Annotated in this window: 30 protein-coding genes and 1 pseudogene; 11 read left to right on the top strand and 20 right to left on the bottom strand. The window is 69.6% G+C overall.

What is annotated here, in order from left to right:
- Nucleotides 1–92: 92 nt before the first annotated feature.
- From Q9S36_RS21100 to Q9S36_RS21085, 4 genes are all read right to left on the bottom strand, one after another.
- Nucleotides 93–1784, bottom strand: coding sequence for an alpha-amylase family glycosyl hydrolase (locus Q9S36_RS21100; RefSeq protein ID WP_311286816.1), 1692 nt, complete (start codon nucleotides 1782–1784; stop codon nucleotides 93–95).
- A 95-nt stretch (nucleotides 1785–1879) separates the two neighbouring features.
- Nucleotides 1880–2791 (bottom strand): carbohydrate ABC transporter permease, encoded by a 912-nt coding sequence (locus tag Q9S36_RS21095; protein WP_311286815.1) that lies wholly within the window; start codon nucleotides 2789–2791, stop codon nucleotides 1880–1882.
- Nucleotides 2791–3702, bottom strand: coding sequence for a sugar ABC transporter permease (locus tag Q9S36_RS21090; protein WP_311286814.1), 912 nt, complete (start codon nucleotides 3700–3702; stop codon nucleotides 2791–2793). The genes Q9S36_RS21095 and Q9S36_RS21090 overlap by 1 nt, the downstream gene beginning before the upstream one ends.
- The gene (locus tag Q9S36_RS21085) at nucleotides 3699–4970 is read right to left on the bottom strand and encodes an ABC transporter substrate-binding protein (protein WP_396653809.1); all 1272 of its coding nucleotides are present in this window, start codon (nucleotides 4968–4970) and stop codon (nucleotides 3699–3701) included. Before Q9S36_RS21085 ends, Q9S36_RS21090 begins: the two co-directional genes overlap by 4 nt.
- A gap of 141 nt (nucleotides 4971–5111) precedes the next feature.
- Between Q9S36_RS21085 and Q9S36_RS21080 the strand changes: the two genes are divergently transcribed.
- Nucleotides 5112–6362 (top strand): ROK family protein, encoded by a 1251-nt coding sequence (locus Q9S36_RS21080; RefSeq protein WP_311286812.1) that lies wholly within the window; start codon nucleotides 5112–5114, stop codon nucleotides 6360–6362.
- 55 nt (nucleotides 6363–6417) lie between these two features.
- Here the strand turns inward: Q9S36_RS21080 and Q9S36_RS21075 are convergent, their stop codons facing one another.
- Nucleotides 6418–7191 (bottom strand): MerR family transcriptional regulator, encoded by a 774-nt coding sequence (locus tag Q9S36_RS21075; RefSeq protein WP_311286811.1) that lies wholly within the window; start codon nucleotides 7189–7191, stop codon nucleotides 6418–6420.
- A gap of 152 nt (nucleotides 7192–7343) precedes the next feature.
- Between Q9S36_RS21075 and Q9S36_RS21070 the strand changes: the two genes are divergently transcribed.
- Nucleotides 7344–8168: a DUF4097 family beta strand repeat-containing protein gene (locus Q9S36_RS21070; RefSeq protein WP_251455355.1), complete on the top strand. Its 825-nt coding sequence runs from the start codon at nucleotides 7344–7346 to the stop codon at nucleotides 8166–8168.
- Nucleotides 8168–8779: a PadR family transcriptional regulator gene (locus Q9S36_RS21065; RefSeq protein WP_311286810.1), complete on the top strand. Its 612-nt coding sequence runs from the start codon at nucleotides 8168–8170 to the stop codon at nucleotides 8777–8779. Before Q9S36_RS21070 ends, Q9S36_RS21065 begins: the two co-directional genes overlap by 1 nt.
- Before the next feature lie 8 nt (nucleotides 8780–8787).
- Here Q9S36_RS21065 and Q9S36_RS21060 read toward each other — a convergent pair whose 3' ends face one another.
- Nucleotides 8788–9327 carry a universal stress protein gene (locus Q9S36_RS21060; RefSeq protein WP_251455352.1) on the bottom strand — a complete coding sequence of 180 codons (540 nt, stop codon included), beginning with the start codon at nucleotides 9325–9327 and terminating at the stop codon, nucleotides 8788–8790.
- A gap of 183 nt (nucleotides 9328–9510) precedes the next feature.
- Here Q9S36_RS21060 and Q9S36_RS21055 point away from each other — a divergent pair, with 183 nt between their 5' ends.
- Nucleotides 9511–9696, top strand: a complete 186-nt coding sequence (locus Q9S36_RS21055) for a DUF3073 family protein (RefSeq protein ID WP_251455351.1) — start codon at nucleotides 9511–9513, stop codon at nucleotides 9694–9696.
- Nucleotides 9697–9711: 15 nt separating this feature from the next.
- Here the strand turns inward: Q9S36_RS21055 and Q9S36_RS21050 are convergent, their stop codons facing one another.
- Nucleotides 9712–10089, bottom strand: coding sequence for a TIGR02611 family protein (locus Q9S36_RS21050; protein ID WP_311286809.1), 378 nt, complete (start codon nucleotides 10087–10089; stop codon nucleotides 9712–9714).
- A 113-nt stretch (nucleotides 10090–10202) separates the two neighbouring features.
- Here Q9S36_RS21050 and Q9S36_RS21045 point away from each other — a divergent pair, with 113 nt between their 5' ends.
- From Q9S36_RS21045 to Q9S36_RS21035, 3 genes are read left to right on the top strand one after another with little or no spacing between them, the layout of a single operon-like run.
- Nucleotides 10203–11330: a carboxylate-amine ligase gene (locus Q9S36_RS21045; protein ID WP_311286808.1), complete on the top strand. Its 1128-nt coding sequence runs from the start codon at nucleotides 10203–10205 to the stop codon at nucleotides 11328–11330.
- Nucleotide 11331: 1 nt separating this feature from the next.
- The gene (gene arfB / locus Q9S36_RS21040) at nucleotides 11332–11769 is read left to right on the top strand and encodes an alternative ribosome rescue aminoacyl-tRNA hydrolase ArfB (RefSeq protein WP_311286807.1); all 438 of its coding nucleotides are present in this window, start codon (nucleotides 11332–11334) and stop codon (nucleotides 11767–11769) included.
- Nucleotides 11770–11815: 46 nt separating this feature from the next.
- Nucleotides 11816–11986, top strand: coding sequence for a hypothetical protein (locus Q9S36_RS21035; protein ID WP_311286806.1), 171 nt, complete (start codon nucleotides 11816–11818; stop codon nucleotides 11984–11986).
- Nucleotides 11987–11994: 8 nt separating this feature from the next.
- Here Q9S36_RS21035 and Q9S36_RS21030 read toward each other — a convergent pair whose 3' ends face one another.
- The 5 genes from Q9S36_RS21030 to Q9S36_RS21010 all read right to left on the bottom strand — a co-directional run bounded on the left by Q9S36_RS21030 (nucleotide 11995) and on the right by Q9S36_RS21010 (nucleotide 16471).
- The gene (locus Q9S36_RS21030) at nucleotides 11995–12129 is read right to left on the bottom strand and encodes a hypothetical protein (protein ID WP_311286805.1); all 135 of its coding nucleotides are present in this window, start codon (nucleotides 12127–12129) and stop codon (nucleotides 11995–11997) included.
- Complete coding sequence (locus Q9S36_RS21025) at nucleotides 12126–12548, bottom strand: glycosyltransferase (RefSeq protein WP_311286804.1); 423 nt, start codon at nucleotides 12546–12548, stop codon at nucleotides 12126–12128. The genes Q9S36_RS21030 and Q9S36_RS21025 overlap by 4 nt, the downstream gene beginning before the upstream one ends.
- A 106-nt stretch (nucleotides 12549–12654) precedes the next feature.
- Nucleotides 12655–14115: an amidophosphoribosyltransferase gene (gene purF, locus Q9S36_RS21020; RefSeq protein ID WP_251455319.1), complete on the bottom strand. Its 1461-nt coding sequence runs from the start codon at nucleotides 14113–14115 to the stop codon at nucleotides 12655–12657.
- Nucleotides 14116–14121: 6 nt separating this feature from the next.
- Nucleotides 14122–15246, bottom strand: a complete 1125-nt coding sequence (gene purM, locus Q9S36_RS21015) for a phosphoribosylformylglycinamidine cyclo-ligase (protein WP_396653806.1) — start codon at nucleotides 15244–15246, stop codon at nucleotides 14122–14124.
- A 361-nt stretch (nucleotides 15247–15607) separates the two neighbouring features.
- Nucleotides 15608–16471 (bottom strand): DUF559 domain-containing protein, encoded by an 864-nt coding sequence (locus tag Q9S36_RS21010; RefSeq protein ID WP_311286802.1) that lies wholly within the window; start codon nucleotides 16469–16471, stop codon nucleotides 15608–15610.
- 565 nt (nucleotides 16472–17036) lie between these two features.
- Between Q9S36_RS21010 and Q9S36_RS21005 the strand changes: the two genes are divergently transcribed.
- On the top strand, nucleotides 17037–17648 hold the full coding sequence (locus Q9S36_RS21005) for a zinc-binding alcohol dehydrogenase (protein WP_311286801.1): 612 nt from the start codon (nucleotides 17037–17039) through the stop codon (nucleotides 17646–17648).
- A gap of 4 nt (nucleotides 17649–17652) precedes the next feature.
- Here the strand turns inward: Q9S36_RS21005 and Q9S36_RS21000 are convergent, their stop codons facing one another.
- A complete protein-coding gene (locus Q9S36_RS21000; RefSeq protein WP_311286800.1) occupies nucleotides 17653–17814 on the bottom strand; it encodes a hypothetical protein in 162 nt (53 codons plus the stop codon).
- Here Q9S36_RS21000 and Q9S36_RS20995 point away from each other — a divergent pair.
- Nucleotides 17813–18655, top strand: coding sequence for a Crp/Fnr family transcriptional regulator (locus tag Q9S36_RS20995; protein ID WP_311286799.1), 843 nt, complete (start codon nucleotides 17813–17815; stop codon nucleotides 18653–18655). The two genes, Q9S36_RS21000 and Q9S36_RS20995, sit on opposite strands and share 2 nt — an antisense overlap.
- Here the strand turns inward: Q9S36_RS20995 and Q9S36_RS20990 are convergent.
- The 3 genes from Q9S36_RS20990 to Q9S36_RS20980 all read right to left on the bottom strand — a co-directional run bounded on the left by Q9S36_RS20990 (nucleotide 18599) and on the right by Q9S36_RS20980 (nucleotide 22214).
- Nucleotides 18599–20389, bottom strand: coding sequence for an adenylate/guanylate cyclase domain-containing protein (locus Q9S36_RS20990; RefSeq protein ID WP_311286798.1), 1791 nt, complete (start codon nucleotides 20387–20389; stop codon nucleotides 18599–18601). The two genes, Q9S36_RS20995 and Q9S36_RS20990, sit on opposite strands and share 57 nt — an antisense overlap.
- Before the next feature lie 50 nt (nucleotides 20390–20439).
- Complete coding sequence (locus Q9S36_RS20985) at nucleotides 20440–21516, bottom strand: FecR family protein (protein ID WP_311286797.1); 1077 nt, start codon at nucleotides 21514–21516, stop codon at nucleotides 20440–20442.
- A 254-nt stretch (nucleotides 21517–21770) separates the two neighbouring features.
- Nucleotides 21771–22214, bottom strand: a complete 444-nt coding sequence (locus Q9S36_RS20980) for a hypothetical protein (RefSeq protein ID WP_311286796.1) — start codon at nucleotides 22212–22214, stop codon at nucleotides 21771–21773.
- Between the two features lie 108 nt (nucleotides 22215–22322).
- Here Q9S36_RS20980 and Q9S36_RS51645 point away from each other — a divergent pair.
- Nucleotides 22323–22409, top strand: a pseudogene (locus Q9S36_RS51645) (zinc-binding alcohol dehydrogenase); the annotation flags it as partial.
- Between the two features lie 81 nt (nucleotides 22410–22490).
- Here Q9S36_RS51645 and Q9S36_RS20970 read toward each other — a convergent pair.
- From Q9S36_RS20970 to Q9S36_RS20960, 3 genes are all read right to left on the bottom strand, one after another.
- Nucleotides 22491–22817: a potassium transporter Trk gene (locus tag Q9S36_RS20970; RefSeq protein ID WP_311286794.1), complete on the bottom strand. Its 327-nt coding sequence runs from the start codon at nucleotides 22815–22817 to the stop codon at nucleotides 22491–22493.
- 112 nt (nucleotides 22818–22929) lie between these two features.
- Nucleotides 22930–23361, bottom strand: coding sequence for a hypothetical protein (locus tag Q9S36_RS20965; protein ID WP_311286793.1), 432 nt, complete (start codon nucleotides 23359–23361; stop codon nucleotides 22930–22932).
- A gap of 65 nt (nucleotides 23362–23426) precedes the next feature.
- Entirely contained in the window at nucleotides 23427–23786 is a 360-nt protein-coding gene (locus Q9S36_RS20960; RefSeq protein WP_251455300.1) for a sterol carrier family protein, read from the bottom strand.
- Nucleotides 23787–23830: 44 nt separating this feature from the next.
- Between Q9S36_RS20960 and purD the strand changes: the two genes are divergently transcribed.
- Complete coding sequence (gene purD, locus Q9S36_RS20955; RefSeq protein WP_311286792.1) at nucleotides 23831–25102, top strand: phosphoribosylamine--glycine ligase; 1272 nt, start codon at nucleotides 23831–23833, stop codon at nucleotides 25100–25102.
- Between the two features lie 52 nt (nucleotides 25103–25154).
- Here purD and Q9S36_RS20950 read toward each other — a convergent pair whose 3' ends face one another.
- Nucleotides 25155–25673 carry a hypothetical protein gene (locus tag Q9S36_RS20950; RefSeq protein ID WP_311286791.1) on the bottom strand — a complete coding sequence of 173 codons (519 nt, stop codon included), beginning with the start codon at nucleotides 25671–25673 and terminating at the stop codon, nucleotides 25155–25157.
- Nucleotides 25674–25693: the final 20 nt, after the last annotated feature.

The following is a 25693-nucleotide window of genomic DNA, read 5'->3' as shown; positions in this document are numbered from 1 at the left end:
TCGACCCCGCCATCGGCTGAACCAACGGATGCCGCGCCCCCGAGTCTGGGCGCGGCATCCGTCTTTTCAGGTGCGCTCGCGGCGGGGTCGGATCAGGCCGGCGCCAGCCACACCGTCGTCTCGCCCGGGACCAGGTCGGTGTCGACCGGGCCGCTGGCCAGCAGCACCTCGCGCCCGGGCGTGAGGGCGTGCGGCTGCGTGCCGAAGTTCGTCACGACCTCCCAGCCGTTGGGGCGGCGGAATCGCAGCACGTCGGCCTCGCCGGTGTCGACCCACTCGAGCTGCTCGTCCGTCTGCAGCTCGTGGCGCAGCGCGAGGGCGCGGCGGTACATCGTGAGCGTGGAGTCGGGGTCGTCGTCCTGGACGTCGGCGGCGCTCGCGGCGAACCACTCCGGCTGCGGCAGATGGGCACCGCCGGTGCCGAAGCCGAGCGACGCGCCGTCCGCGGTCCACGGCAGCGGCACGCGGCATCCGTCTCGACCCACGTCCTCCCCCGGGCTGCGGAAGAAGGTGGGATCCTGCCGCTGGGCGTCCGGGATGTCGGCCACTTCGTGCAGCCCGAGCTCCTCCCCCTGATAGAGGTATGCCGAGCCGGGGAGACCGAGCAGGAAGAGCGCGGCGGCGCGGGCGCGGCGCAGGCCCTTCTCGCGGTCGAGCTGGGGCTCGCGCCCGCCCGAGAGCAGCCACTCGTTGCCGTGCTTGCGTGTCGGCGCCCCCGTCTCGGTCCGCTCGGCGTCGGGAAGACCGTAGCGGGTGGCGTGACGCACCACGTCGTGGTTCGACAGCACCCACGTGGTCGACGAGCCCGAGCTCGCCGCGAGCGCGAGATTGTCGTCCACGATGGTGTGGAACTGGCGCGCGTCGAAGTCCGCCTGCAGCAGGTCGAAGTTGAACGCCTGGCCGAGGCTCTCCGCCCGCGCGTACAGCGGGATCCGGGAGCGGTCGACCCACGCCTCTGCGACCGCGGTGCGCGGCGGGTCGTACTCGTCGAACACCTGGCGCCACTCGGCATAGACCTCGTGGACGTCGTCGCGGTCGATCATCGGGTGGTTGCCGTCCTTCGGCAGCGCCTCGAGCTCCGCCTTCGACAGCAGAGGCTCGGTCATGTCCTTGGTGAGCATGTGGGCCACGTCGATGCGGAACCCGTCGACGCCGCGATCCGACCAGAAGCGCAGGGTGCGCACGAAGTCCGCACGCACCTCGGGGTTCGACCAGTTGAGGTCGGGCTGCTCGACGGCGAAGTTGTGCAGATACCACTGCCCGTCGGCGACCCGTTCCCACGCCGACCCGCCGAAGATGCTGTCCCAGTCCGTCGGGGGCTCGGAGCCGTCCGGCCCCGTGCCGTCGCGGAAGATGTAGCGCTCGCGCGCCGCGGACCCCCGGCCTGCGGCCAGCGCCTCCTGGAACCACGCGTGCTGGTCGGAGGTGTGGTTCGGGACGATGTCGACGACGACCCGGATGCCGCGCTCGTGAAGTGCGGCGACGAGGGCGTCGAAGTCGTCGAGGGTTCCCAGGCGCGGGTCGACGTCGCGGTAGTCCGCCACGTCGTAGCCGCCGTCGGCGAGCTCGGACGGGTAGAACGGGCTGAGCCACACTGCGTCGATGCCGAGTTCGGCGAGGTACGGCACCCGCGAGAGGGCGCCGGGGATGTCGCCGATGCCGTCGCCGTCGCCGTCGGCGAAGCTGCGGGGGTAGATCTGGTAGACGGTCGCCTGACGCCACCACGGCGGCAGGAGCTCGTCGGAGTCGTGGCGGGCGGAGTCGGTTCCGGTGACGGTGGTCACGGGTGGGCGTCCTTTCTGGGGTGGAGCCGGGGTGTCCGGCGGGCGGTCCGGGTGGGGCCGGGTTCGGTTCGGGTGGGGCCGGGTTCGGTTCAGGCTCAGCCCTTGACGGCGCCCTGCGTCACGCCCTCCATCACCCAGCGCTGGGTGAACAGGTACACGACGATCGCGGGGGCCATGGCCATCAGGTACGACGCGAACGAGACGTTGTAGTTGTTGCTGAACTGGGATTGGAACAGGTTCTGCCGCACGGGGAGGGTCTGCAACGCCGGGTCGGAGATGATCAGCGACGGCATCATGAAGTCGTTCCACGCGTAGAGGAACGCGAAGATGCCGACGGTGGCGCTCATCGGGGCCAGCAACGGGAAGATGACCCGCCAGAACGTCTGCCACGTCGACGCGCCGTCGATGCGGGCGCTCTCCTCCAGTTCGAGCGGAATCGAACGCAGGAACGCGGTGAACAGCAGCACACTGAAGCTCAGCTGGAACATCGTCGCGAGGATCACCACACCCAGGGGGTTGTCGAGTCCCACCCGTCCGGTGAGCTGGATCTGCGGAAGTGCGACGACCGGGAACGGGATGAACATCGCGGCGAGCAGGTAGAAGAACGAGTACCGGAACAGCCGGCGGTCCCAGTTGCGCACGATCGCGTACGAGGCGAACGCGGCGAGGATGATGGTCGCGATGACCGTGCCGGCCGTCACGAACAGCGAGATCGCGGCGCCGACGGGGAACTTCGTCAGGTTCCACGCCTGGACGAAGCCGTCGATGCTGAACGGCGCCGGGAGCGAGAAGGCGTTGCCGTCGACGGCCTGGTCCGTCGTCTTGAACGCCATCGAGATCGTGACGTACAGCGGTAGCAGCACGGTCACGGCGCAGAGGATGAGAATGATCGTCGTCGACCAGTTCACCCGTTCGGTCCGCTTGGAGCGTTGTGAGGACCGCGACTTCTGCAGCCCGACGGAGACATCGGCCTGTTCGAAGGCGAGGGCCGGCTGTGTGGTGGTCATCAGAACTGGTTCCTTCCGCGCGTGAGCGAGAGCTGCAAGACCGAGATGAGCACGGCCACGATGAAGAAGATGGTCGCGTTGGCCATCTGGTAGGCGTAGTCGCCGCCGTTGAAGCCGGCGATGATCGTCATCGCGATGCTTCGCGTCGCGGTTCCCGGTCCGCCGTTGGTGAGGCCGACGATGATGTCGTAGGCGTTCAGGAAGCCCTTGAAGCCGAGGATCACGTTGATCACGACGTAGCCGGCCACCAGCGGAAGGGTGATCCGCAGCAGCTGCTGGGACTTGGACGCGCCGTCCAGATCCGCCGCTTCGTACACGTCACCGGGGATGGACAGCAGGCCGGCGATGTAGATGAGCAGGGTGCCGGGAATCGCCTGCCACGCCGTGACGATCACGATCGCGATCCAGGCGAGATCGGGATTGGCGAGCAGGCTGGTCTGGAGGAAGGGGATGCCGAGTGCCCCCGCCGCAGCGGGCACCGAGTTGGAGAAGAGGAAGTTGAAGACGTACGCGATGATGATGCCCGAGATCACCATGGGGATCACGAAGATCGCACGGAGCCCGGTCTTGAACCGGATGCGTGCGGTCAAGCCCACAGCGAGCAGGAAGGCCAGCACGTTGACGACGATGACGGTGGCCACCGCGAAACCGAACGTGAACAGATAACTCTGCAGGATGGCGGGGTCGCTGAACAGGGCGATGTAGTTCGTCAGCCCGTTGAAGCTCCACGCGCCGATCCCGATGGAGTCGGTGAAGCTGAAGAAGATCCCGATCACACCGGGAACCGTGATGGCCAGGGTGAACAGCACGAGGCTCGGCAGCAGGAACAGGTAGTAGATCGGCTCGACGCGTCGCGTGCTGCGCCGCGCCCTGCTGTTCCCGGACGTGACGATGGTGGTGGTCGCGCTCATCGCGTGGACTCCTCTGTGTGGTTCGCGACGATCGGGGCGCGGAAGGCGATGCGCGCCCAGTCCGCGTCCATGGTGCGCAGCACTCGGGACGGGTCGGACCCGAGCACCATCGCCTGCGCGTAGTTGAAGATGGGCATGGTCCGCGGGACGAGCACGGATGGCCCCTGGTAGATGCGGCCGTCCTCGTAGTACTCGATCATCCCCTCGATGCGGGGGTCGTCCGGGGCGGGCGCATCCGTGGTGGGGGCGAAGCCGAGCTGCGCCTCGTTGTAAGCCTCGATGTTCTCGGGCAGGTAGAGGTACTCGAGGAAGTCCCGCGCGGCCTCCTTGTGCCGCGATCCCTCCGGGATCATCGCCGCCAGGTCCATGTTGACGCGGACCTTGAGATCCTCGGGGTCCTCGGTGAGCGGCAGCGGGAATGTCCCCAGTTCGAGGTCGGGCGCGGTCTTGGCGATCTCGCCGAATGCCCATGGCCCCTGCAGGTACATGGCCGCCTCGCCGTTGCCGAAGGCGAGGTTCCCGTCACCGTAGCCCCGGCTCGGCGCGTCCTCGTTCACGTACTCCGTGGCCAGCTGGGTCATCTTCTCGACCGGCTCGGCGAAGTCCTTCTGGAAGGACACCGTCGAGTCCGGGCCGACGGCGGTCCCTTCGGCGTTCATCTGATCGAAGAACTCCAGCACGTCGATCGATCCGCCGACCGAGTAGTCGTACCAGCCCTGACCTACCGTCCAGTCATCCTTGAAGGTGGCATAGAACGGTGCGACCCCCGCTTCCTCGAGCGCGTCGCAGACCTCGAGCAGTTCGCTCCATGTCTGGGGGACTTCCAGGTCGTTCTCGGCGAAGATCTCCTTGTTGTAGATGACGGACGCCGCCATGACCGAGTAGGGAAGCGCGCTGATGCGGCCTTCACAGCTGCCGTACTGGTCCATCAGAGGCTGAAGGTCTTCACGGACGGTGGCAGCGGCTTCCGTGCCGGAGAGGTCGCTCAGCGCGCAACGCTGCACGAATCTGGCGACCTCGAAGTTGTAGTTGGCGAGCATGATGTCGGGCGGGTTGCCCCGTACGAAGCTCGCCGACACGACGTCCACCCCGGACGTGTCCATCTCGACGCGTACCGCATCCTGGGACGCGTTGTAATCCGCCACCAGTTCGTTCATGAACTCGAGCGCCTCACGTTTGCTGAATGTGAAGCGGATCGTCTCGCGTCCATCCGCGGAGCACCCCACGAGAAGGGTGCCGACCAGGGACCCGAGCACACCGAGGGCCAGGGCGTTCGAGACCCGGCCTCTCGTTCGTCGGAATGCATCAGCCACGTTGCTGTCCTCTCCAGGGCCGTCGACAGCGACGACTCGTTGGTTCGATGAGTAGATTTACTACACGAATCAAATTGATGTAGTCCATAATGCAGGGTGACGACTGAAAGGTCAATACCCGTGTCGATCCCGAGCTCACCCGCAGCGGCAGTGCGCCGCGCGAGCCTCGACGGCGTACTCGCGTACGCGTGGGATGCGGAGGTCTTCACCGCGAGCGACGCCATGTCGGCAGTCGGTCTCACGCGATCGACGACCATCGACGTCATCGAGGAGCTCGTCGGAATCGGGCTGCTCACAGAACTGCCCAACGCCCGCTCCGTAGGCGATTACCGGAAGGGCCGGCCGGCACGGCGCTTCGAGCTGCGCGCCGACGCCGCGGTCGTCGTGGGGACCGACGTCGGGCCGGACCACATCACGACCGCGGTGGCCGATCTGCGCGGACGGATGCTGACGCTCGAGCACACCCACACCGACCTCGATCACGACTCCCCCGAGCAGCGAAGAGCCGCGGCGACGGCGGCGGTGGACGACGCCCTCCGCGCGGCGGGGCGCAGTCGATCGGACGTGCTCGCACTATGCGCGGGCGTGCCCGCACCGGTCGATGCGACAGGCGTCTCCCCGCCGCACCGCAACGGCTTCTGGCGCCGCATGAACCCCGACCTCGCGGAGCTCTTCGGAGCGTGGGTCCCCCTCGTCCGCGTGTCGAACGATGCGTCGCTCGCCGCGGTGGCAGAGGGATCTGTCGGCGCCGCGGCGGGCGTGAGCGACTACGTCACGATCCTCAGCGGTGAATTTCTGGGTGCGGGAGCCGTGGTCGACGGAAATCTGCTGCGGGGCGCGCACGGCGGCGTAGCCGAGATGGTGGCCTTCGATCACGTCGCAGGCGTCGACGACGCGGGTGGCCTGATCGGGCGAATCGGCCTGTGGGCGCGCGAAGATGCTCCGGCGACTCCCCCGTCGACGATCGCGTCCGACGGCAGAGCCGTCCTCGCCGACGCCCGTCGCGGCGACCCGCACGCACAGTCCGTCGTCGCGCGGGCGGGACGGGTGCTCGGCATCATCACGGGCGTGTTCGGCAGTCTCTTCGATCCCCGGCGAGTCGTGCTGTCGGGGATGACGGCCGACGACGCCGCCGACCTCGTCCGGGCCGCACGGGCGTCGTTGCCCCGCGAACTCGACCTCCCCGCCCCAGAGCTCGTCGCCTCGACGCTCGGTGTCGACGTCGTGTGCATCGGCGCGGTCTCCGCCGCACTGGAAGCCGGGCGAACGGGCGTGCTCGACCTCGGCGCCCGCTGGGCCGGGTCGCCCACGATGGCGGCAGGCGACCCGGTCGCGACGACGGCATGACGGATGCCGCGACCGCCGGTGCGTTCATCGCGGCATCCGTTCCGGCCATCGGGCGCTAACGGAGCGTGTCCGCGTAAGCCGAGAGCGCGTCGCGGACGAACTCGGCGCCGTGCGCGCCGCCACGGGCCGTGGCGTAGTTCGCACCGAACCGGGGATCCGCGACGTACATCTCGCCGAGCCCTCGCAGGTAGCCCGCGAGGTCGGCAGGATCCCCCGAGTCGGCCGGAGTGCCCGGAACCGAGCGCAGCCACTCCGCGTGCCGGGCAGCCACCGCCTGCGCCTCGGGCGAATCGGGCGTCACGCCGCTCTCGGCGACGACGATCCACGCCGCCGCGAGGTCGGAGCTGCGCTGTTGCCACGCCGCGCGGTCGTGCTCGCTCATGCCGCGCCACCAGCGGTCGCCGTCGGCGTACGCCTTCGCCCCCCAGCGCTGTTCGACCTCTTCTTTGTGGACGGTGTGGTCGAAACCGTCGAACATCTGCTCAGCCATCGGCTGCTCTCCTTTCTCGAGTGCGTCGAGGGTGGACTCCACGGAGCGGATCTGACGCTCGAGGCGATGCTGCTCGTCTCGAAGCCACGCCAGGTGGGACTCCAACGCCTGCTGCTGCGTGGTGTCCCGTTCCAGCACCTGCGCGATGGTCGCGAGACCGAGGCCCAGTTCCCGCAAGAGCAGGATCCGCTGCAGCCTCACCAGCGCAGTCGCGTCGTAGTACCGGTAGCCGTTGACACCGACACGACTCGGCGCGAGGAGTCCGAGCTCCCCGTAGTGGCGCAGGGCACGGCTTGTCGTGCCCGTCAGCTTCGCGATCTGCTGGATCGACCATTCCACGGCGATCACCCCCTGTGAAGACGACGGTAGAGGTTGCCGTTACGTCAATGTCAAGACACTTCTGCACGGCATCCCTGGACGATCGCGATATATCGTGTTAGCCTCACCAAGTCGCGATATATCTCGACATGGCAGAACTCTTTGGAGGAGACATGACCCTCGAGAAGTGGATCATCCACCCGGGCGAGACCCGCGTGATCGACCTCGAAACCGTCCGCAAGCTGAAGGTCGGCCTCGTCGGCGGTCAGATCGACGTCGTCGCCCACGACGAGCCCGGCGCTCGCATCGAAGTGCACGCCGTGACGACCAAGGACCTCCGCATCGAGGTCACCGGCGACGTGGTCGAGATCGACCACCCGCAGCTGCGCTGGGACAACTTCCTCGAGGTGTTCCGCAACTTCGGCTCAGGCGGCCCCAAGGCCGAGATCAGCGTCGCCGTGCCCCGCGAGGTCGCACTGAACCTCGGCGTGGTGTCGGCCAGTGCGCTCGTGTCGGGGCTCACCACCGATGCCCGCGTGAACACCGTCTCGGGCGACATCATCGTCGACGGGCTCACCGGCGACCTGACCGCCAACGCCGTCTCGGGCGACGTGCAGATCCGTCAGCTGGTCGGCGCCCTGAGCGCCAACAGCGTGTCAGGCGACGTCGCCGCCACCGGCCACCTGCGCAAGGCGAGCGTCGACACCGTCTCGGGATCCGTGCTCGTGGACTCCGCCGGCGTCCTGGAATCCGCAGGCGTCAACACCGTCAGCGGCAACATCACGGCCCGCCTGGACGACGGCTTGGCCGCCAACTACGTCATGCGCTCGGTGAGCGGCCGGGTACAGGTCGACGGGGTCACCCGCTCCGGTACCGGCCCCACCAGCTGGACCGGCTCGGTCGGCGAACTCAGCGGGACCTTCGCGGACGTGCGACTGCACTCCGTCTCGGGCGATCTCACCGTGCTCCGTCGCCAGGCGGAGGGAGGGGTGTCCTGATGGCTCCCCCCGTCTTCTCGCACGGCGACCTCCGCCTGTACCTGCTCAACCTGCTCGATGAGGGACCCCGACACGGCTACGACATCATGCAGGCGCTGTCCGACCGCACCGGAGGCACCTACACCCCGAGCGCCGGCACCGTGTATCCGCGCCTGGCCAAGCTCGAGGAGGAGGGGCTGGTGACGAAGTCCGTGGACGGCCGCAAGACGGTCTACGAGATCACCGACGCCGGCCGCGCCGAAGTGGGTGCCCGCGCGGGCGAACTCGAGGGCATCGAGGCCAACCTCGCCGATTCCGTGCGGCTCATCGCCGACGAAGTACGCGGCAGCGTGCGCGAGGCGATGAAGAGCCTCCGCGCCGACCTCGCCGCCGCCAGCCGCGAAGAGCGCGAGAGCCCCGCCGCCCCGCGCGGGCCCGAGGATCCGAAGATGCGCAGCCGCGAGCAGCTGCATCGAGCGGATGCCGCGGTGAACGAGTTCCGCGCACGCGTGCGGACCGACCTGCGGACGCATGTCGCCAAGGGCGGCGCGCTCCCGACCGAGACGGTGGACCGCTTCGTCGCGGACCTGGAGCGGCTCGCCGACGATGTGATCCGCAGCGTGAAGGGCTGAGCCAGACGTCAGACCGGCCAGATCTCCTCGTCGTCCGCCACGGGCTCGCCCAGCGGCACGACGAGGATCGGCCGGGGCTGACGGTGGGCCAGGCGGGCGGCGACCGATCCGGTGAAGAACTCCCGTATCGACTCGCCGATCCCCCGCTTGCGCGTGCCGACGACCAGCAGCTTCGCGTCGATCTTCTCGGCGAGGTGCTTCATGGCCAGGGCGGGGTCGCCCACCAGCTGTTGCACGCTCCACTGCAGATCGTGTCCCGACAGGAGCGAGTCCGCGAGACGGCGGACCTCGACGAGGTCGGTCTCTCCCGATGAGATGTCGATGTCGATCGGCGCGGAATGCACGTAGCCGTCGGGATCCTCATACGTCACGAAACGGGTGACGTCCACGTGGACGACCAGCAGCGGAGCCTTCAGCAGGGAGGCGTAGCGGGCGGCTTCCTTCAGAACGCGAGGCGATTGCCCCGGGATGATCCCCGCGATGACCGCTCCCTGCGTGGCGGCATCACTGGCCACCACCCGATCGACTCCGTATGCCTCGTCGGCCATGTCCGCTCGCCCCTTCGTCGTCGTGATCACGGGCTTGGGACATCCCCCGCCGGGGCGCCGGAGCACCGTGGTATTCTGAATGCTACTCTTCCCGGCGCAGCCGGATTACGTGAATGCCCGGGTTTGTCTGAAGCGGAATTCCCCCGCGTACAGCCCGCGACTGGTGAAATGAGGGGGTCTCGCATGGGGCGTGGCCGTCAGAAGGCGAAGCACACCAAGATCGCCCGCGAGTTGAAGTACGACACGTACAGCGTCAACTACGCGGCGCTCGAGCGTGAGCTCGGGCACCCCACCGACGACGACGCTCTCGTCGACAAGTGGGCCGACCAGTACGAAGACGAGGACGAGGACGAGCTAGAACGAGCCTGACCGCCTCGTCCGTCGTCACCCCGCCGCCGATTTCGCGGCGGCCTTGCGTGCGCGGCGCGCGCGCCACCACGACCAGAACCGGTCGAGCATGCGCTTGAGCCACGCCGCGATGCGCTTCGCCCAGGCGAACTCGGTGCCCAGCACCGCCAGACCCAGGAACACGACGAGCCACCCGGGCCCGGGAAGCGGCACCAGGATCAGACCGCCGATCGCGAGCGCGCCGCCCACGACGCCGACCGCCGCCCGGTAGGCGCTCTCGATACGCGGATGCCGCGACACCCATGTCCGTGCACGGCGCAGCATCCGTCTGATCGGTCTGTCGGGTCGCTCGGCTTCGGCGATCTCGGCGCGGACCGTCGCTTCGAGTCCACCAGGTTGCTCGGTGCTCGTCATGCCGGGGAACCTAACACGATGTATCGCGAGGATGCTGGGAGTGCGGCCCGCGTGGCGATGGCGTCCGGGGTGGGGCGTCCGCGACGATGAAGTGACGACCGAAGGAGCCAGCCATGCCGGAACCGGCCTTCACCATGGGCATCGAAGAGGAGTACCTCCTCGTCGACCGCGAGTCCCGAGCACTGGCGGTCGCTCCCGAGGGCTTCCTCGACGGGCTGCGCACCGAGCTTCAGCTGCAGGTGAGCCCCGAATACAAGCAGTGCCAGGTCGAGATCGGCACGCGGGTGTGCGTCGACGCCGCCGGCGCCCGCGACGAACTGCGGCGCCTGCGTGCAACCGTGTCGGCGCACGCCGCCCGTCACGGGCTGTCGCCCATCGCCGCCGCCTGCCACCCGTTCGCCGACTGGAAGCAGGCCCACCACACCGACAAGGAGCGCTACCACGGCCTCGAGCGCGACCTGGCCGGGGTCGCACGGCGTCTGCTCATCTGCGGCTGCCACGTCCACATCGGGCTCGGCGACGATGCCCTGCGCGCCGATCTGATGCCGCAGATGGCCTACTTCCTGCCGCATCTACTCGCCCTGTCGACATCGTCGCCGTTCTGGCAGGGAGAGGACACGGGCCTGGCCTCGTACCGGATCTCGGTGTTCGACAACCTGCCGCGCACCGGACTGCCGCCCGCCTACGTCAGCTGGGCGGAGTACCAGCGCTCGGTCGCCATCCTGGTCGACCTGGGCATCATCGAGGACTCGTCGAAGATCTGGTGGGACATCCGGCCGTCGCACTCCTACCCGACCCTCGAGACCCGCATCATGGACGTCTCACCCCGTCTCGAGGATGCCGTCGCCCTTGCTGCGGTGAACCAGTCGCTGATGCGGATGCTGTGGCGACTGCGCGCGAAGAATCAGCGCTGGCGGGTGTACGACCGCTTCCTCATCGGCGAGAACCGATGGCGCGCGCAGCGATACGGCGTCGCGGAGGGACTCATCGACTTCGGGGCGAACACCATCACGCCCTTCCCGCAGCTCATGGACGAGCTGGTCGATCTCGTCGCCGAGGACGCCGAGGCGCTCGGATGCCGCGACGAGGTCGAGAGGGTGATCGCGATCGCGTCCGCCGGCACGTCGACCACGCGACAGCGTGCGGTGGCCGCGGGCGCCGAGGCTGCCGGTTCCGACCGCAACGGTGCCATGACCGCGGTCGTCGACAGCCTCATCGAGGAGTTCCACGAGGGTCTCTGACATGCCCGCCTCCCACCGACCGGGTCTGCGCGTGGACGCGCGGATCACCATCCCCGAGTCCGAGCTCTCGTGGCGGTTCTCGCGCTCGTCGGGACCGGGCGGACAGGGTGTCAACACCGCCGACTCCCGCGCGGAGCTGGTGTGGGACGCCGCCCGCTCTGCCGTGCTGTCACCGCGGCAGCGCGAGCGACTCCTCGAGCGTCTGACCGGTCGTCTGGTCGACGGCGTGCTGACGGTCACGGCATCCGAGCACCGTGCTCAGCTGCGCAACCGCGAAGCCGCACGCGCCCGCCTCGCCGCCCTGGTGGCCGAGGCGGTACGGCCGCCCTCGCCGACACGGCGGCCGACGGCCCCGACCAGGGGCGCCAAGGAGCGCCGGCTGCAGGCGAAGAAGCGGCGCACCGATGTCAAGCGCCTCCGGCGCCCACCCCACGACTGACGTGGCCGTCCTACGCTGGGATCGCTCGTCGATCGGAGGAAACACCATGACCACTCAGCAGGAGCCTCACGCGCACCCGCATGTTCCCGCTCCGGATGAGCCGACCGTGCCGGAGCTCGAGGAGGACGAGAACGTCGCCCCCCGTCCCGAGGAGGAGATCGCCGACGTCCTTCGTGCCGAGCCGGACGTCCAAGACCACACGCGGTCGTCCGACTGAGGTCGCGCTCAGCCCACCCGTCGGTAGGTGCGGTGGGCGGCCTGGATCGACTCGAGCGCGGCGATCGCGGCACCCGGCCCGTCCTCGGCGCGGATCGCCGCACCGATCTCGCGCGCCCGGTGCGCGAAGCCCGCCGACGTCACCAGGTCGAGGATGCGGGCCGTGAGGGTGTCGGCGGTCGCGCTGCGCAGCGGCAGCGGCCGCGGGCCGACACCGAGCTCGTGGATCCGACGACCCCCGAACGGCGGCCGACGATGAGGGTGGGCTCGAATTCCTGCGCGGCATCCCACTGCTCCTGCAGGGACGCCCGCATCGCGCCCGTCATGCGACGCGCCAGCGTCAGCGCCTGGGCGGGACCCTTCAAGCCGGCCATGCCCGCGCGGACGATCTCGTCCATCTCTGTTCCCATCGGCGAGAACCCGGCGGGCTCCGAGACGACGCTCCGGTGGGCCTCCGGAGCGGCGAGGACCGCGTCGTGCCCGGCCTCGGCCAGCCTCTGGGCCAATGCGGCGAACGGGTCGATGTCTCCGCGGGTGCCGAACGTGAGAATGAGTGCCTTCATGGATTCCTCCGGTAGACGACGACGTCGCCGACCAGACTTCCCGGCACCCCTGACCACACCCTAGCCGACCCTCCGCCCGCGGAACACGCGGCGCGACAGGCGGGGGTCAGGACTCCTGCGAGCCCTCGACCCACTCCAGGTACTCCTCGGTGACGGTGCCGGTGATGTACCGGCCGTCGAAGCAGCTCATGTCGAGGTCCTCGACGTCGGAGCCCTCGAGGATGGCGGCCTTCAGGTCCTCGACCTCCTGGTAGACCATGTAGTCCGCGCCGAGCTCCGCGGCGATCTCGGGGATCGTGCGCCCGTGCGCGACGAGCTCGTGGCGGGAGGGCATGTTGATGCCGTAGACGTGGGGATAGCGCACCGGCGGCGCGGCCGAGGCGAACGTGACACTCTTGGCCCCGGCATCCCGAGCCATCTGGATGATCTCTTTCGAGGTCGTTCCGCGGACGATCGAGTCGTCGATGAGCAGCACGTTCTTGCCCTTGAACTCGCTCGACATGGCGTTGAGCTTCTGCCGCACGCTCTTCTTGCGCACCGCCTGCCCGGGCATGATGAAGGTGCGGCCGATGTAGCGGTTCTTGTAGAACCCCTCGCGGTACTCGATCCCGAGCTTGCGCGCCACCTGCATCGCCGCGGGGCGCGAGGAATCGGGGATCGGCATCACGACGTCGATGGCTTCCTTCGGCGTGTACTTCGCGATGGTGTCCGCGAGCCGGTCGCCCATGCGCAGGCGCGCCTCGTAGACCGAGATGCCGTTCATGACGGAGTCGGGACGAGCGAGGTACACGTACTCGAACGAGCACGGCACGAGCTTCGGATCGGGGGCGCACTGCTGCGTGTGCAGGTTGCCGGCGAGGTCGACGAAGACCGCCTCGCCCGGGTCGATGTCGCGGACGACCTCGAACTCGCCGTTCTCGAGCACGAGCGACTCGCTCGTGACGACCCACTCGTAGCTGCCGTCGTCGTTCTTGCGCGTGCCGAGGATGAGGGGCCGGATGCCGTACGGGTCACGGAAGGCCAGCAGACCGTATCCGGCGATCAGCGCAATCGCCGCGTACGACCCCTCGACGCGCTCGTGCACGCGCGTGACCGCCTGGAAGACCTGGGCCGGATCGAGCTCGAGGCCGGAGATGACCGCCTGCAGCTCGCCGCCGAGGACGTTGACCAGCAGCTCGGTGTCGGAGCTGGTGTTGAGGTGCCGGCGGTCCTTGGTGAAGAGCTCCTGGGTCAGCTCGCGCGTGTTGGTGAGGTTGCCGTTGTGCACCAGGACGATGCCGTAGGGGGCGTTGACGTAGAAGGGCTGCGCCTCTTCTTCACTGGACGCGGTGCCCTTGGTGGCGTAGCGCACGTGACCGAGGCCGAGGTTTCCGAGGAGGGCCCGCATGTCGCGCGTGCGGAAGGCCTCGCGCACCTGCCCCTTCGCCTTGTAGACGTGGAAGACGCCGCTCGGCTCGGCCGTGGCCATCCCGGTCGAGTCCTGTCCGCGGTGCTGCAGCAGAAGCAGGGAGTCGTAGATCTCCTGGTTGACGGGGCCGCGCCCCACCATCCCGACGATGCCGCACATGTGAAGTTACTTCGCTCCGTCTTGATAGGAACCGACCAGGCGGACCGCGCCGCCATCGACGCCCTTGGCGCCCTGTTCGAAATCTCCGTCCGGCAGCGGACCGTCGCTCACGACGCCGACCTGCCAGGTCTCGATGCCCTCGGCCCCGAGAGCGGATGCCGCAGCCTCGGCCCTGTCTGCGGCGACCACCGCGAGGAACCCGACTCCGAGGTTCCAGGTGCCCTCGGTCGCGGCGAGGTCGAGGTCGCCGAGGTCGGCGAGCACACGGAACACCGGCGACGGCGACCACGTGGACCGGTCGACGTCGACCCACGAGCCCCGCGGGAGCACGCGCGCGAGATTGGCGGCGATGCCGCCGCCCGTGACGTGGCTGAGGGCGTGGACGGCGTCGCCCGTGTCGGCGATGAGGCGCAGCAGCGGGCTCGTGTAGAGGCGGGTCGGCTCGAGGAGCACCTCGCCCCAGCTCGAGCCGAAATCAGCCGCGTGACCGCCGTACTGCAGACCGGCGCGCGCGACGATGTGGCGGACGAGCGAGTAGCCGTTGGCGTGCAGCCCGCTCGAGGCGAGGGCGAGCACGACGTCGCCGGCGCGCACGCGCTCGGCACCGAGAACCTTGTCGGCCTCGACGATTCCGGTCGCGGCGCCCGCGACGTCGTAGTCGTTGACGCCGAGAAGACCCGGGTGCTCGGCGGTCTCGCCGCCGACCAGGGCGGTGCCGGTGGCGGCGCATCCTTCGGCGATGCCGCGCACGATGTCGGCGATCCGCTGCGGGAACACTTTGCCGCACGCGATGTAGTCGGTCATGAAGAGCGGCTTGGCCCCCACCACGACGATGTCGTCGACCACCATGCCGACGAGGTCCTGACCGATGGTGTCGTGCTTGTCGATCGCCTGCGCGATGGCGACCTTCGTGCCGACGCCGTCGGTGCTCGTCGCGAGGAGCGGCTTCGTGTACGCGCGCAGTGCGGTGGCATCGAACAGGCCGGCGAACCCGCCGACGCCGCCGAGCACCTCGGGCCCGTGCGTGCGCCGGACAGCCGACTTCATCAGCTCGACGGCGAGGTCGCCGGCGGCGGTGTCGACCCCGGCCGCGGCGTAGGGGTTCGCAGGAGTTTCTGATGGGGATCCCACCCGCACAGCCTACCCGGCACCGGATGCCGCATCCGCCGTGCGTCGCGGCATCCGGTTCGGCCTCGGGGGCGTCGCGGCATCCGGTTCGCGAGAGGGGCGCGCGCCGCGGCATCCGGTTCGCGTGAGATGCGTGCGTCGCGGCATCCGATTCGCGTGAGATGTCGGATCGTCAGCACCGCTCGCGGCGGGGCAGGATGCCGGGTCGTCAACACCGCTCGCGGCGGGGCAGGATGCCGGGTCGTCAACACCGCTCGCGGCGGGGCAGGAGGCCGGGTCGTCAGCACCGCTCGCGGCGGGCAGGATGCCGGGGCACCAGCCCGGGCGGCGGGTGCGGGCTGGTGCCCAACAGAGAGTCCCGACGTCATGCGGCCAGGTGCAGGCCCTGCGCGATGGCGACCATGATCAGATGCTGCACCGACGGCCAGTCGTCGACCACCTGGCGGTAGCCCACACGGACGACCCGGTAGCCCGCCAGCAGGAGGGCTGCGTCGTGGCGGTTGTCGGAGTCGCGCTGCGCGCCGACGTGGTGACCGCCGTCGATCTGGAGGACCAGGCGATCGCCGATGAGGAAGTCCACGCGGTGTCCGGCGACCCACGCCTGCGGCACGATCGGGACGCCCATCCACTTGAGCCTCGGGATCACGATCGTCTCGAGCCCCGAGTCGGAGAACACCTGCGCGTCGTCCAGCACCGCGCGGGCCCGCGACGACAGGGGCAGCTGAGCCATGGCGGCGCGCTCCACGAGCTGCTTGCGGAACGCCGACTCCCAGATCGTGAGCGCCGCCTCGTGCGGCCTGCATTCGGCCACCCGGACGAGAACGTTCTCGATCGGATCCTCAAGGGCGTCGGGATCACGGGCGACCAGCGGCTTCGCCCGGTGGACCACGGTTCCCTTCGCGACCGAGACACGACCGGAGTGCGGCGGCGCGGCCACGTGCCAGGCCTTGTCTCCTCCCGGGTCCCACAGCTGCAGACGCTTGGCGTGCGTGGAACAGGTGAGCACGACGCCGGCGCGGGCGGCGGCGACGAGGGCGGCATCGGCGTGAGGCAGGGCGACCCACCGTCGCCGCACCCGCACGGCCTTGTCCGAGGCGACCGCCGCGGCGATCGCCCGCTCGGAATGACCGAGAGACCGCAGCTTCGCACCGCGCACCACCCCGCCCTCCTTCTCGAGTGTCTCGAGCAGGGCGTCCATTCGTCGTTGCAGCGGCGTGCGTTGCGGCATCCGGTCATGATGTCGTGCGGTCGGCCGGCGACGACGGGCTCGCGGAGAGTCCGGGGACACGCTGCCGCCCTGGCGAGCCTGGGGAGGAGACCACGCGTGAGGGGACAGGCCGATGCCGGTCGGGTCTTCCGGGGCCTGGCCCGGGCCGGGCCACGCCTGAGGTGTGGCCCGCCTTCGGGTTCGGGTCGGGCCGACGGTACTGCCCGGGGCCGGGCCACGCCGGGGCCGGACCCCCCTGAGGTATGGCGTCCGACTTCGGGTTCGGGTCGGGCCGACGGTACTGCCCGGGACCGCACGCCCTCCGCTCGTCGCCGCGAAGAGAGGCGGATGCCGCGACGGGAGGTCGATCTGCGTCGTTGCATCCTCCGTTCGCCGACATCCCCTCCGTCGAGCGCGGCGAGCGGAGGAGTGGCATGCGACCAAGGAGCGGAGGAGGACCAAGGAGGGAAGGCGACCAGCAGCGGAAGGCGATCAGGAGATGAGGGGTGCGCACGAGTCGTCGCGCGAGTGACGGGCGCGGCATCGCGCTTGGCCCGGCTCGCCGGGCGCACCCTACAATGGCGGCATGGCTGGGGCCGGAACGCCGGAGTGGCTGATCCGCGAGGACGCAGGTCAGCCGGTGCTTCTCGCGCTCTACCTGCGGCAGGTGCTCGGGATCCGCTCGCCGGACGAGCTGCCGCTGCTGCGCGGCATCCCGCCGCGCGCGACGGCTCCCGACCGCGACACCGATGAGCACGACCTGCTCGAGAGGCAGTGGCGGGAGTACTGGGCGATGACGGTCGAGCCGCAGGCGCACCCCTCGCCCGTGCCGCTGGATCTGGTCGACGGCTTCGAGACACTCGTGGCCCTGCCGATCGAGGGCTCCGACCTGCTGCGGGCGGCCATGGCCCCCCACGCGTCCGAGGCCGTCGCGTTCGCTCAGTCGGCGCACGCCCGCTACGTCCGCGACGCCGGCTCGGGGGTCGCCTATCGCGCCTACGCGAGCGCGATCGCCGAGCACGAGCGGCAGGTGGGGCGGCGTGCGCACTCGTTCGAGCTGAACGTGCAGGTACTGCCCCTCGCCCAGCGGGGCGTGTGGTGGATCGGCTCGCTGACGGTCGCGGTGACCGACGGGCTGCGCGGAGACATCGCCGCGTTCGACGCGGCCATCCACCCGATCATCGCCGAGCTGGCCTGAGCGGTCAGTGGTGCCGGCGCATGAAGTCGGCGAGACGGAACATGTCGGCCGGGTTGACGACGGTGAGAAAGTCGACGACTGCGGTCGCCAGGTACAGGCTGACGACGACCGCGACGGCGAGGATCAGCATCTGCATCGTCGGGTGACGCTCGATGAGGTTTCGCATGACGGGCTCCTTGCTCGGGTGTTTCTTCGATGACCTCACTGTCCTCTCGAGAAGCTGCTCGGTCCGCCCGCGCGCAAACGGCGCGTGTGTCGTCCTGGTGACATTGGCAGCGTCGGCCCGGGCCGTTGCATACGGCGCACGGAGGCGGGAGGATGCCGTCACGGCAGGTCCCGAGCGGGGAGCGAAAATGCGAATCCTGAGCGAGAGCCTTCCCGCCGAGGTGGTCACGGCGGTGCGCTCTCGCATGGTGCGCCGGCAGTGGCGGCACGGTGACACGATCGTCTTCCAGGGTGATCCCGGGTCGGGGATCTACTACATCGAGTCCGGGCACGTCGGTGTCACAATCGGGACCGCCCGTGGCGAATCGGTTACCGTGACCGTCCTGAGCGACGGAGACAGTTTCGGCGAACTGGCACTGCTCACCCCCGCGAGGGTGCGTACCTCGAGCGTGGTGGCGCTGACCGCGACCACGACCCTCGTCTTGGCGGAACGCGACTTCACGGAGCTGCGCAGCGCGCACCCGGCGATCGATCGCGCTCTCATCGACGCGCTCGCCGACCGTGTTGTCGACCTGAGCGAGCATCTGACGCAGGCGGTCTTCGAGACCGTCGACCGCCGATGCGCGCGCAGGGTTCTCGAATTGGCGGAGCTGTTCGCTCAGGACGGCTCGGACGACGCAATCATCCCGCTCACTCAGGACGACATCGCGGGACTGACGGGGGCGACGAGGCCGACCATCAATCAGATCCTGGGCAAGCTGGCCGCGCAGCGACTCATCCGTGTCTCACGGGGTCGGATCGAGGTGCCCCGCATCGAGGCGCTCCGCGCCCACGTTCGATGAAGCCGCTCGCACCCGCCGCACCAGGATCGCGGCGCGTTTGCCCTTGACTTCCAGCTCTTCCGCCTCGTAGGCCCCGGAGGGCCAAACCTCGATGGACGCGACGATCTCGCCTTCTGCCGCCGCTGCGCACAATCGCGATCCGACGTTGACAGCATCACCCACGACGGCATACTGCCTGCGACCGGAGGCCCCGACCGTGCCGGCGACCACCGGCCCGTAATGCAGGCCGACCCCGAAGCGGACCGGCGGCAGTCCGGCCGCGGAGAGTTCGGCATCCAGCTGTCCCACGTCAGCCACGAGCGCGCTCGCACACGCGCGGGCCGTCGCCCGAGGGTCATCGAGGATCTGCAGCGCACCGAATGTCGCGAAGACCTCGTCGCCGACGAACTGCATCACAGTCCCCGAGGCAGCGAAGACCCGCGCGCAGACGTACCCGTAATACGCATCGAGCATGTGTCGCACATCGTCGGGATCGAGAGACTCGGCCATCGGGGTGAAGGCCCGAAGGTCGCAGAACAGCAAAGCAACCGGCATGCGGATGCCCTGGTCGAGAGCACGCTCGCCACGCTCGTCAAGGAGTCTGCGGGCCACGCCCTGCGGGACGTACCGAGATAGCAGGTCGGCGGCGCGGCGCCGATCGCGCTGCTCCGATGCGAGCCGCACAATCCCTCCCCCCGCGGCACAGGCCAGGACTGACGCGGGCACACGTACCAGATCGAGCTGGATGCCGGTGAGCGGCAGGGCCGCGATGGCTGCGAGTACCCAGGCCGCGACGAGCGCGAGCACCGCGCCTGACGCCGCCCACGGAGCCAGGCGCCACGCGGCGAACGCGGCGACTGCGCCAAGGATGAGTATCGTCACAGCCGTCAGCCACCAGGGCGCCGGCGTCACCCAGGACCGGTGGAGGATCGTGTTCACCGCCTGAGCCTGCACCAGTACACCGGGAGTCGTGGCACCGGGCTGCAGGGGCGTCACGTGTGTGTCCCCGACGGTCACGTCGGCGACACCGACGAGCACGATGGCTCCGCGCAGCTGGTCCGAGACCGTGCCGTCGAGGACATCCGCCGCCGCGACGACGGCGCGCGCATCGGAACGGATTTCGTCCGTCCATGAGATCCGGAGCAACGCGCCGTGTTCGACGGGGACCGTCAGCCCACGATATTGCACCGCCCGCGGACGGAGCAGCGGAGGCGCAGCACCATTGCGAGCCTCGGAAGCAGCGGCCGCGAGCGCCAGAGCGAAGCCAGGGAGGTGCTGGCCCCTCGGCGTCTGGACCACGAGAGGTACCGTGCGCGTCACGCCGTCAGCGTCGGCAGGCACAAGGGTGTGGCCGACGAGCCCCGCTGCCGCGATCAGCGGGTCAGGGGCGAGCGGTTCGGATCCGACGAGAACTCCGCGCTCGGCGCGCACCGCCGAGGCGAAGGCTGTGGCCACGACGCTCGGGACCCGGGCGAGTGTCGTGGCGAGCTCGCCCGTGCCGTCGCCGTCGGGCCCAGGCCCCGCTATGACATCGAATCCCAGCGCGAGCGGACGCTCGTCCGCGATCGCCGAGAGCAGCGCCGCCTGCTGAGAGCGCGACCAGGGCCAATCCCCGGCATCAGCCTGCGACGCCGCATCGATGGCGACCACCACCACTCGCGGATCGGCGTCGCCGATCGGCCACAACACGTCCGAGGCGCGCCTGGCCCAGTCGCCACCTGCGCCAGCGAGTGTCAGGCCCAGCGACAGAAGCACCGCCACACCGTAGGCTGCGACCGCTACTCGACCCGGTGTCACGTCGCCGCCTACGGATGCCGCACCAGCGTGAGGATCCGCTCCGCCTCGACCACGTTGCTCCCGTCAGACGTCCGCATGTCGCACTTGGTGTACGGCGGGTCGAGCGTTTCGACGATCGAGAGCATTCCGCTCATCCGAGTCGCCTCCCCGGCGTTCGTCTCATCGGGCTGGAAACGATAGACGAGCTCGATCGTTCCGGTCTCCCCCGTGGGCGATCCGTCGTCATAGACGCACTCGAAGGTGCCCGTTCGGCCGAAGACGATCTCGGTCCCCTCGAAATGGGCCGTCTCCTCCCAGCCGTTGGCCGAGGCAACCGAAAGCGTGCACTCCGGCTCGCATCCCGACTGCTCGAGAGTCCACACGACCTCATCCACACCTCCGACGGGGTAGTCGGAAGTATTGGACTCGATCGTCGTGATGGTCACATCCCACTCCCCGGAAGCGGATGCCGCCTCTGCGGGCGGCGGCGGCAGAGGCGTCGCACCTTCGCGCTCGCCATCACGCTCTATGTTCTCCATCACCCAGTCGGGAAGCGCGTCGGCCGGCATGACGGCCGGTTCCCCGTCCGGCAGCACGATCCGACGGTAAGCATCGAGCTCGAACTCGCGCCCGTCCGTGGTCATGACTCGCACCATGCCCTCGTAGACGATGAACACACACTCGGGGCCGGGTGTGCAGATCACGGAGAACACGGTGCCGCGCACCGAGGCGACACCCACCGGCGTCACCACCTCGTACACGGCGTCCTCGGCGACGAGCTCACGGACGCTGTGCCAGGTCTCGCCGACATCGAGCTCGATCGTCGTGCGTTGGACCTCAGCGGATCCGAGCTCCGTGATCGAGACCTCGCTGGACGGCCCGACTCTCATGAAGGAGGTATCGGGGAAGATCACTTCGGCCAACCCCGAACGATCGGTCGACACCACGTCACCCTCGGATGCGGTCGTCCGTTCGGTGACATCCCGCGCTTCGCTGTCCTGCGACGCCAGCATCACCGCGCTCACCAACGGGTCTATGTCGGCCGACGGCCCGCCTGCGCATCCGGCAAGGACGCTCACCGCTACCAGCCCGGCGAGCACACCCACACGTCGCCTCATGACCACTCCCCAGGGTCAGGTCTCGCCTCGCACCCCAGCGTGCACTGCGTCGACGGTGGCCCGATTTTATCGGCGCCCCCACAGCGGGTCAATGAGTGCCGGAACACGGCTGAGCCGCTCACCTGGGGGGCGGGCGGCTCAGCGGGTCTCAGGCCGGAAGAAAGGAGGGAGAGGAGTCAGGCCATTCGGCGCAGCCCGGGGCGGTACTCTCCCCCCTCCCACACGCCAGGGACAACAACACCTCAGTAGGCGCGAAGGATGCTCACGTAGCTCCACCCGAGGTTCGCGTGGTGATAGCCGGGATATGCGACATTCCGCGTCGACCCGGTGACCCGGACACCCCACTCCTGGCCCGAGCCGGCGAACACCTTGATGTAATTGTTGGCGAAGGCCCGAGTGTCGCGGACATCGCACCCTGTGCTGCCCGTACGGCCATAGCCGATTCGCTCCCAGTTTCCGTTGGAGAGAAGCCGGCTGACCTGGGTGTAGATCCCGGCGGCTGGGCTGCCGTCGGTGTAGAAGAAGCAGTAGCCGATCGACGTCGCCGCTGAGGCGGGCGGTGCGGCGAGCACGCCCGCGCCAAGCCCGATCGCGGTGGCGAGGGTAGCGCCGACTGCGACCTTGCGGATGTAGCGGCCGAACCGGCGGGAGGGCTTGCTGTCCATAGAGCGGGAGGTGGTGTTCATGATGGCTCCTTGAGTGAGAGTGGCGACACGTCCATCGGACGCAAGGCCAGAGTCCTCTCATCGAGGCGCCGGCTCTGTCACGGAGGGAACACACCCACCGTCGAGCCGCTGACGGTCGCGGTGACCGACGGGCTGCGCGGAGACATCGCCGCGTTCGACGCGGCCATCCACCCGATCATCGCCGAGCTGGCCTGAGGAGCATGGCCTGACTAACCGGGCCTGACGAACCCGGCGGGCCGAGCCGAACAGGGCGGGCCGAGCGGGCCGGCGGTCGGCTCAGGCCTCTTCGTCGATGTGGATCGACGAATGCCGCACCTCGACCTCACGCGCGCGGCGCCGTGAGACCCGGTCGAACACGAGCGCCACCGCCCCGCCGAGGGCGAGCCCGACGGCGATGCCCATGAGCGCCAGGAACCCGAAGACCTGTCCCTGCGAGTATTCGAGCCCGGTGTTGTCGCTCACCTGCGTGGTTCCGTCGAACGCGAAGGTGAGGATCATCGCGATGAGGATGCCGAGACCGGCGCCCGCGACGAGGAACACCGAGATCTTCGGAGCGCGCCGCACGCTCACGCGTTCACGGCGGTCACCCGGGCTGTCGGTCATGTCGTCCATTATCCCCCGGGTGCGGGAGCCGAGATCCGGGGCCGCGGGCTCCGCAGGCACCGGCCCCAGCTCGCCGCGGAAGGCCAGGCGCCGCGAGGACGGCACCGGAAGGTCAGGGGCGCCGTTCGGGCTCGTCTCCCCACCGGGGCGGATCGTCCGAGACGGGGGACGTGAGGTCGTCGGTGAGCACGGTCGCCCGCTCCGCGATCTCGGCCCGGTGGCGTCGCCCGATCATGCGGTCGAGGGCGATGGCGAGCGTGCCGAACACCAGCAGTCCGACGCCCACGCACACCGCGGCGAGCGCACCGTAGACCCGCAGGAAACCGGAGGCGCCGGCGGTGAGCGGTCCGCCGGGGTCGCCGGTCGCGGCGGCGACGGCGGTGAGGATCCCGGCGACGACGAGCCCCACGACGACGCCGAGGAAGAGGAAGCGGCCGTAGCGCGGCGAGCGGCGCACGACGACCGAGACCACTTCGTCGTCGACGATGTGGTCGTGCTCGGACGGGGTTCCCCGGCCCGCCGCGGCACCGCGTGCGCCTGCCATGGGCTCATTGTCCCACCGGACGAGACGGGACGGGCGGGAAATCCGGGTCCGGAATCGACGATGTGTCAGGGACGCAGCGGCAGCAGGTGAGAGACGTCGGCACGCGTCCCCGACGCCAGGATGCGGCCGCTCGTCGCGGCATCCGCCCACTTCTCATCGCCGAGCGCCAGCGCGATCCAGGTCGCCGGGTCGGTCTCGACGACGTTCGGGGGTGTGCCCCGGGTGTGCCGAGGCCCCTCGACCACTTGGACGGCGCCGAACGGGGGCACGCGCACCTCGACGCTGCGGCCGGGCGCCTTCTCCGCCAGGAGCTGCAGCAGGTAGCGGACGGCGGTCGCGAGGTCGGTGCGGGCGGGCGCGTCGACGCCGCGGACCGCGGCGAGCGCGGCGCGGCCGTCGTCGACGGTGATCCTGCGGGCTGCCATGCACACCACGGTACGCGGGAGTGCGCCTCGCTAGGCTGGGCAGGGTGAAGATCCTGGTCCTCGGCTCGGGCGCGCGCGAGCACGCCATCATCCTCGCCCTGCTCTCGGAGGAGGCCGGGCACGAGATCCTCGCCGCCCCCGGCAACGCCGGCATCGGGCGCGACGCGACCCTGGTCGACCTGGACGCGAACGACCCCGCGGCGGTGACGTCCTTCGCGAACGCCGAGAACGTCAACCTCGTCGTGATCGGCCCCGAAGCGCCGCTCGTCGCGGGCGTCGCCGACACCGTGCGCGCGCACGGGATCCCCGTGTTCGGTCCGGGCAAGGCCGCAGCCCAACTGGAAGGCTCGAAGGCGTTCGCGAAGCGGATCATGGAGGCCGCGGGGGTCCCCACCGGCCGCGCGCTGCGAGCGCGCACGCGCGCCGAGGTCGAGGCGGCCATCGACGAGCTGGGGTCGCCGTACGTCGTCAAGGCCGACGGGCTCGCCGCCGGCAAGGGCGTCATCGTCACCGACGACCGCGCCTCCGCCCTCGCTCACGCCGACACCTACCTGCCGAGCGGTCCGGTGCTCGTCGAGGAGTTCCTGTCCGGACCCGAGGTGTCGCTCTTCTTCCTCTCGGACGGGGACCGCGTACTGCCCCTCAGCCCTGCGCAGGACTTCAAGCGCCTGGGCGACGGCGACTCCGGGCCCAACACCGGCGGCATGGGCGCGTACTCGCCGCTGCCGTGGCTGCTGGAGCGCTTCGGCGGAGAGGACGCCTTCGTCGACCTGGTCACCCGCGAGGTCGCCGAGCCGGTGATCCGTCAGCTCGACGCCGAAGGCACGCCGTTCATCGGTCTGCTGTACGCGGGGCTGATCCTCACCGACACCGGTGTCAAGGTGATCGAGTTCAACGCCCGGTTCGGCGACCCGGAGACCCAGGTGGTCCTGCCGCGCCTGGTCGACCCGCTGTCGGAGCTGCTGCTGGCCGCCGCCTCGGGGCACCTCGAGGACCGCGCGCGCCCCGCCTTCGCCGATGCCGTCGCCGTGACCGTCGTCCTCGCCAGCGAGGGCTATCCGTCGTCGCCGCTGACCGGCCGGCCGCTGGCAGGACTGGATGCCGCGGCATCCGTCGAGGGTGTGCACCTCGCGCACGCCGCCACGGCGCTCGAGGGCGACCACCTCGTGGCCACCGGCGGACGCGTGCTCAACGTCGTCGGGCTCGGCACGACCTTCGCCGAGGCGCGGGAGCGCACCTACCGCGCGCTGGGGCACATCGAACTCGCCGGCGGGCAGTTCCGCACCGACATCGCCGCTCGCGTCGTCGAGCACTGATCTCGCTGGCCTGCGGGCCCGTTCTCGCTGGAAGCGATTCGAGGCGACCCGCTCAGTCCGTTGCTTCTGAACGCAGCACCCGCGCCCACGCGAGGGCTGCGCCATCGGCGTGGGTGAAGTCGATCTGCAAGGGGGTGTCGGTGGTCACCACGAACGTTTCAGAGAACGGTTCGCCGTCGCACACGAAGGACCCGCTCAGGACGTCCTGGCCCCCCTCGTCGGCGAGGCGCACCCGGAAATCGATATCGACGGTTTCGCCGGCAGGCGCGCACGCACCCTCCACAAGGTGCTCGCGACCCGCTGTCGGGATGTCGGAGACCTCAACCTCCGAGTTCGCGGCACCGTCGTCGACAGTCAGCACGACGCGGGCGATCTCGGCGGCGTTGCGCGCCGGTATCGCGAGGTCGATGCGAGTGGGCGAGGAGGGTCCACCGGCCCGGGTCTGGGGAGTGGGGGACGCCGAGACCCCGTTGGAGACCGGCTCGGCCACGCAGCTTCCGAGAACCAGCACCCCTGCCGCGATAGCGGCACCCAACATGAGGCGGAAGCGGGGACGGCGGCACAGGGTCATGGGAACAAACTAGGAGGCAC

It is taken from the genome of Microbacterium sp. ARD31, from assembly GCF_031844425.1.
This window is presented reverse-complemented; position numbering and strand designations above follow the sequence as displayed.

Excerpts from the sequence above, each read along its gene's own strand:
- Q9S36_RS20950 (WP_311286791.1), bottom strand. The coding sequence starts at position 25,673 with ATGACCCTGTGCCGCCGTCCCCGCTTCCGCCTCATGTTGGGTGCCGCT.
- Q9S36_RS21095 (WP_311286815.1), bottom strand. The coding sequence starts at position 2,791 with ATGACCACCACACAGCCGGCCCTCGCCTTCGAACAGGCCGATGTCTCC.
- Q9S36_RS21090 (WP_311286814.1), bottom strand. The coding sequence starts at position 3,702 with ATGAGCGCGACCACCACCATCGTCACGTCCGGGAACAGCAGGGCGCGG.
- Q9S36_RS21050 (WP_311286809.1), bottom strand. The coding sequence starts at position 10,089 with ATGACGAGCACCGAGCAACCTGGTGGACTCGAAGCGACGGTCCGCGCC.
- purF (WP_251455319.1), bottom strand. The coding sequence starts at position 14,115 with ATGTGCGGCATCGTCGGGATGGTGGGGCGCGGCCCCGTCAACCAGGAG.
- Q9S36_RS21010 (WP_311286802.1), bottom strand. The coding sequence starts at position 16,471 with ATGCCGCAACGCACGCCGCTGCAACGACGAATGGACGCCCTGCTCGAG.
- Q9S36_RS20995 (WP_311286799.1), top strand. The coding sequence starts at position 17,813 with ATGACGGGCTCCTTGCTCGGGTGTTTCTTCGATGACCTCACTGTCCTC.
- Q9S36_RS20960 (WP_251455300.1), bottom strand. The coding sequence starts at position 23,786 with ATGGCAGCCCGCAGGATCACCGTCGACGACGGCCGCGCCGCGCTCGCC.
- Q9S36_RS21005 (WP_311286801.1), top strand. The coding sequence starts at position 17,037 with ATGGCTGGGGCCGGAACGCCGGAGTGGCTGATCCGCGAGGACGCAGGT.
- Q9S36_RS21025 (WP_311286804.1), bottom strand. The coding sequence starts at position 12,548 with ATGAAGGCACTCATTCTCACGTTCGGCACCCGCGGAGACATCGACCCG.
- Q9S36_RS21000 (WP_311286800.1), bottom strand. The coding sequence starts at position 17,814 with ATGCGAAACCTCATCGAGCGTCACCCGACGATGCAGATGCTGATCCTC.
- arfB (WP_311286807.1), top strand. The coding sequence starts at position 11,332 with ATGCCCGCCTCCCACCGACCGGGTCTGCGCGTGGACGCGCGGATCACC.
- Q9S36_RS21070 (WP_251455355.1), top strand. The coding sequence starts at position 7,344 with ATGACCCTCGAGAAGTGGATCATCCACCCGGGCGAGACCCGCGTGATC.
- Q9S36_RS21035 (WP_311286806.1), top strand. The coding sequence starts at position 11,816 with ATGACCACTCAGCAGGAGCCTCACGCGCACCCGCATGTTCCCGCTCCG.
- Q9S36_RS21060 (WP_251455352.1), bottom strand. The coding sequence starts at position 9,327 with ATGGCCGACGAGGCATACGGAGTCGATCGGGTGGTGGCCAGTGATGCC.
- Q9S36_RS20980 (WP_311286796.1), bottom strand. The coding sequence starts at position 22,214 with ATGAACACCACCTCCCGCTCTATGGACAGCAAGCCCTCCCGCCGGTTC.
- Q9S36_RS21045 (WP_311286808.1), top strand. The coding sequence starts at position 10,203 with ATGCCGGAACCGGCCTTCACCATGGGCATCGAAGAGGAGTACCTCCTC.
- Q9S36_RS20970 (WP_311286794.1), bottom strand. The coding sequence starts at position 22,817 with ATGACCGACAGCCCGGGTGACCGCCGTGAACGCGTGAGCGTGCGGCGC.
- Q9S36_RS21065 (WP_311286810.1), top strand. The coding sequence starts at position 8,168 with ATGGCTCCCCCCGTCTTCTCGCACGGCGACCTCCGCCTGTACCTGCTC.
- Q9S36_RS21055 (WP_251455351.1), top strand. The coding sequence starts at position 9,511 with ATGGGGCGTGGCCGTCAGAAGGCGAAGCACACCAAGATCGCCCGCGAG.
- Q9S36_RS20965 (WP_311286793.1), bottom strand. The coding sequence starts at position 23,361 with ATGGCAGGCGCACGCGGTGCCGCGGCGGGCCGGGGAACCCCGTCCGAG.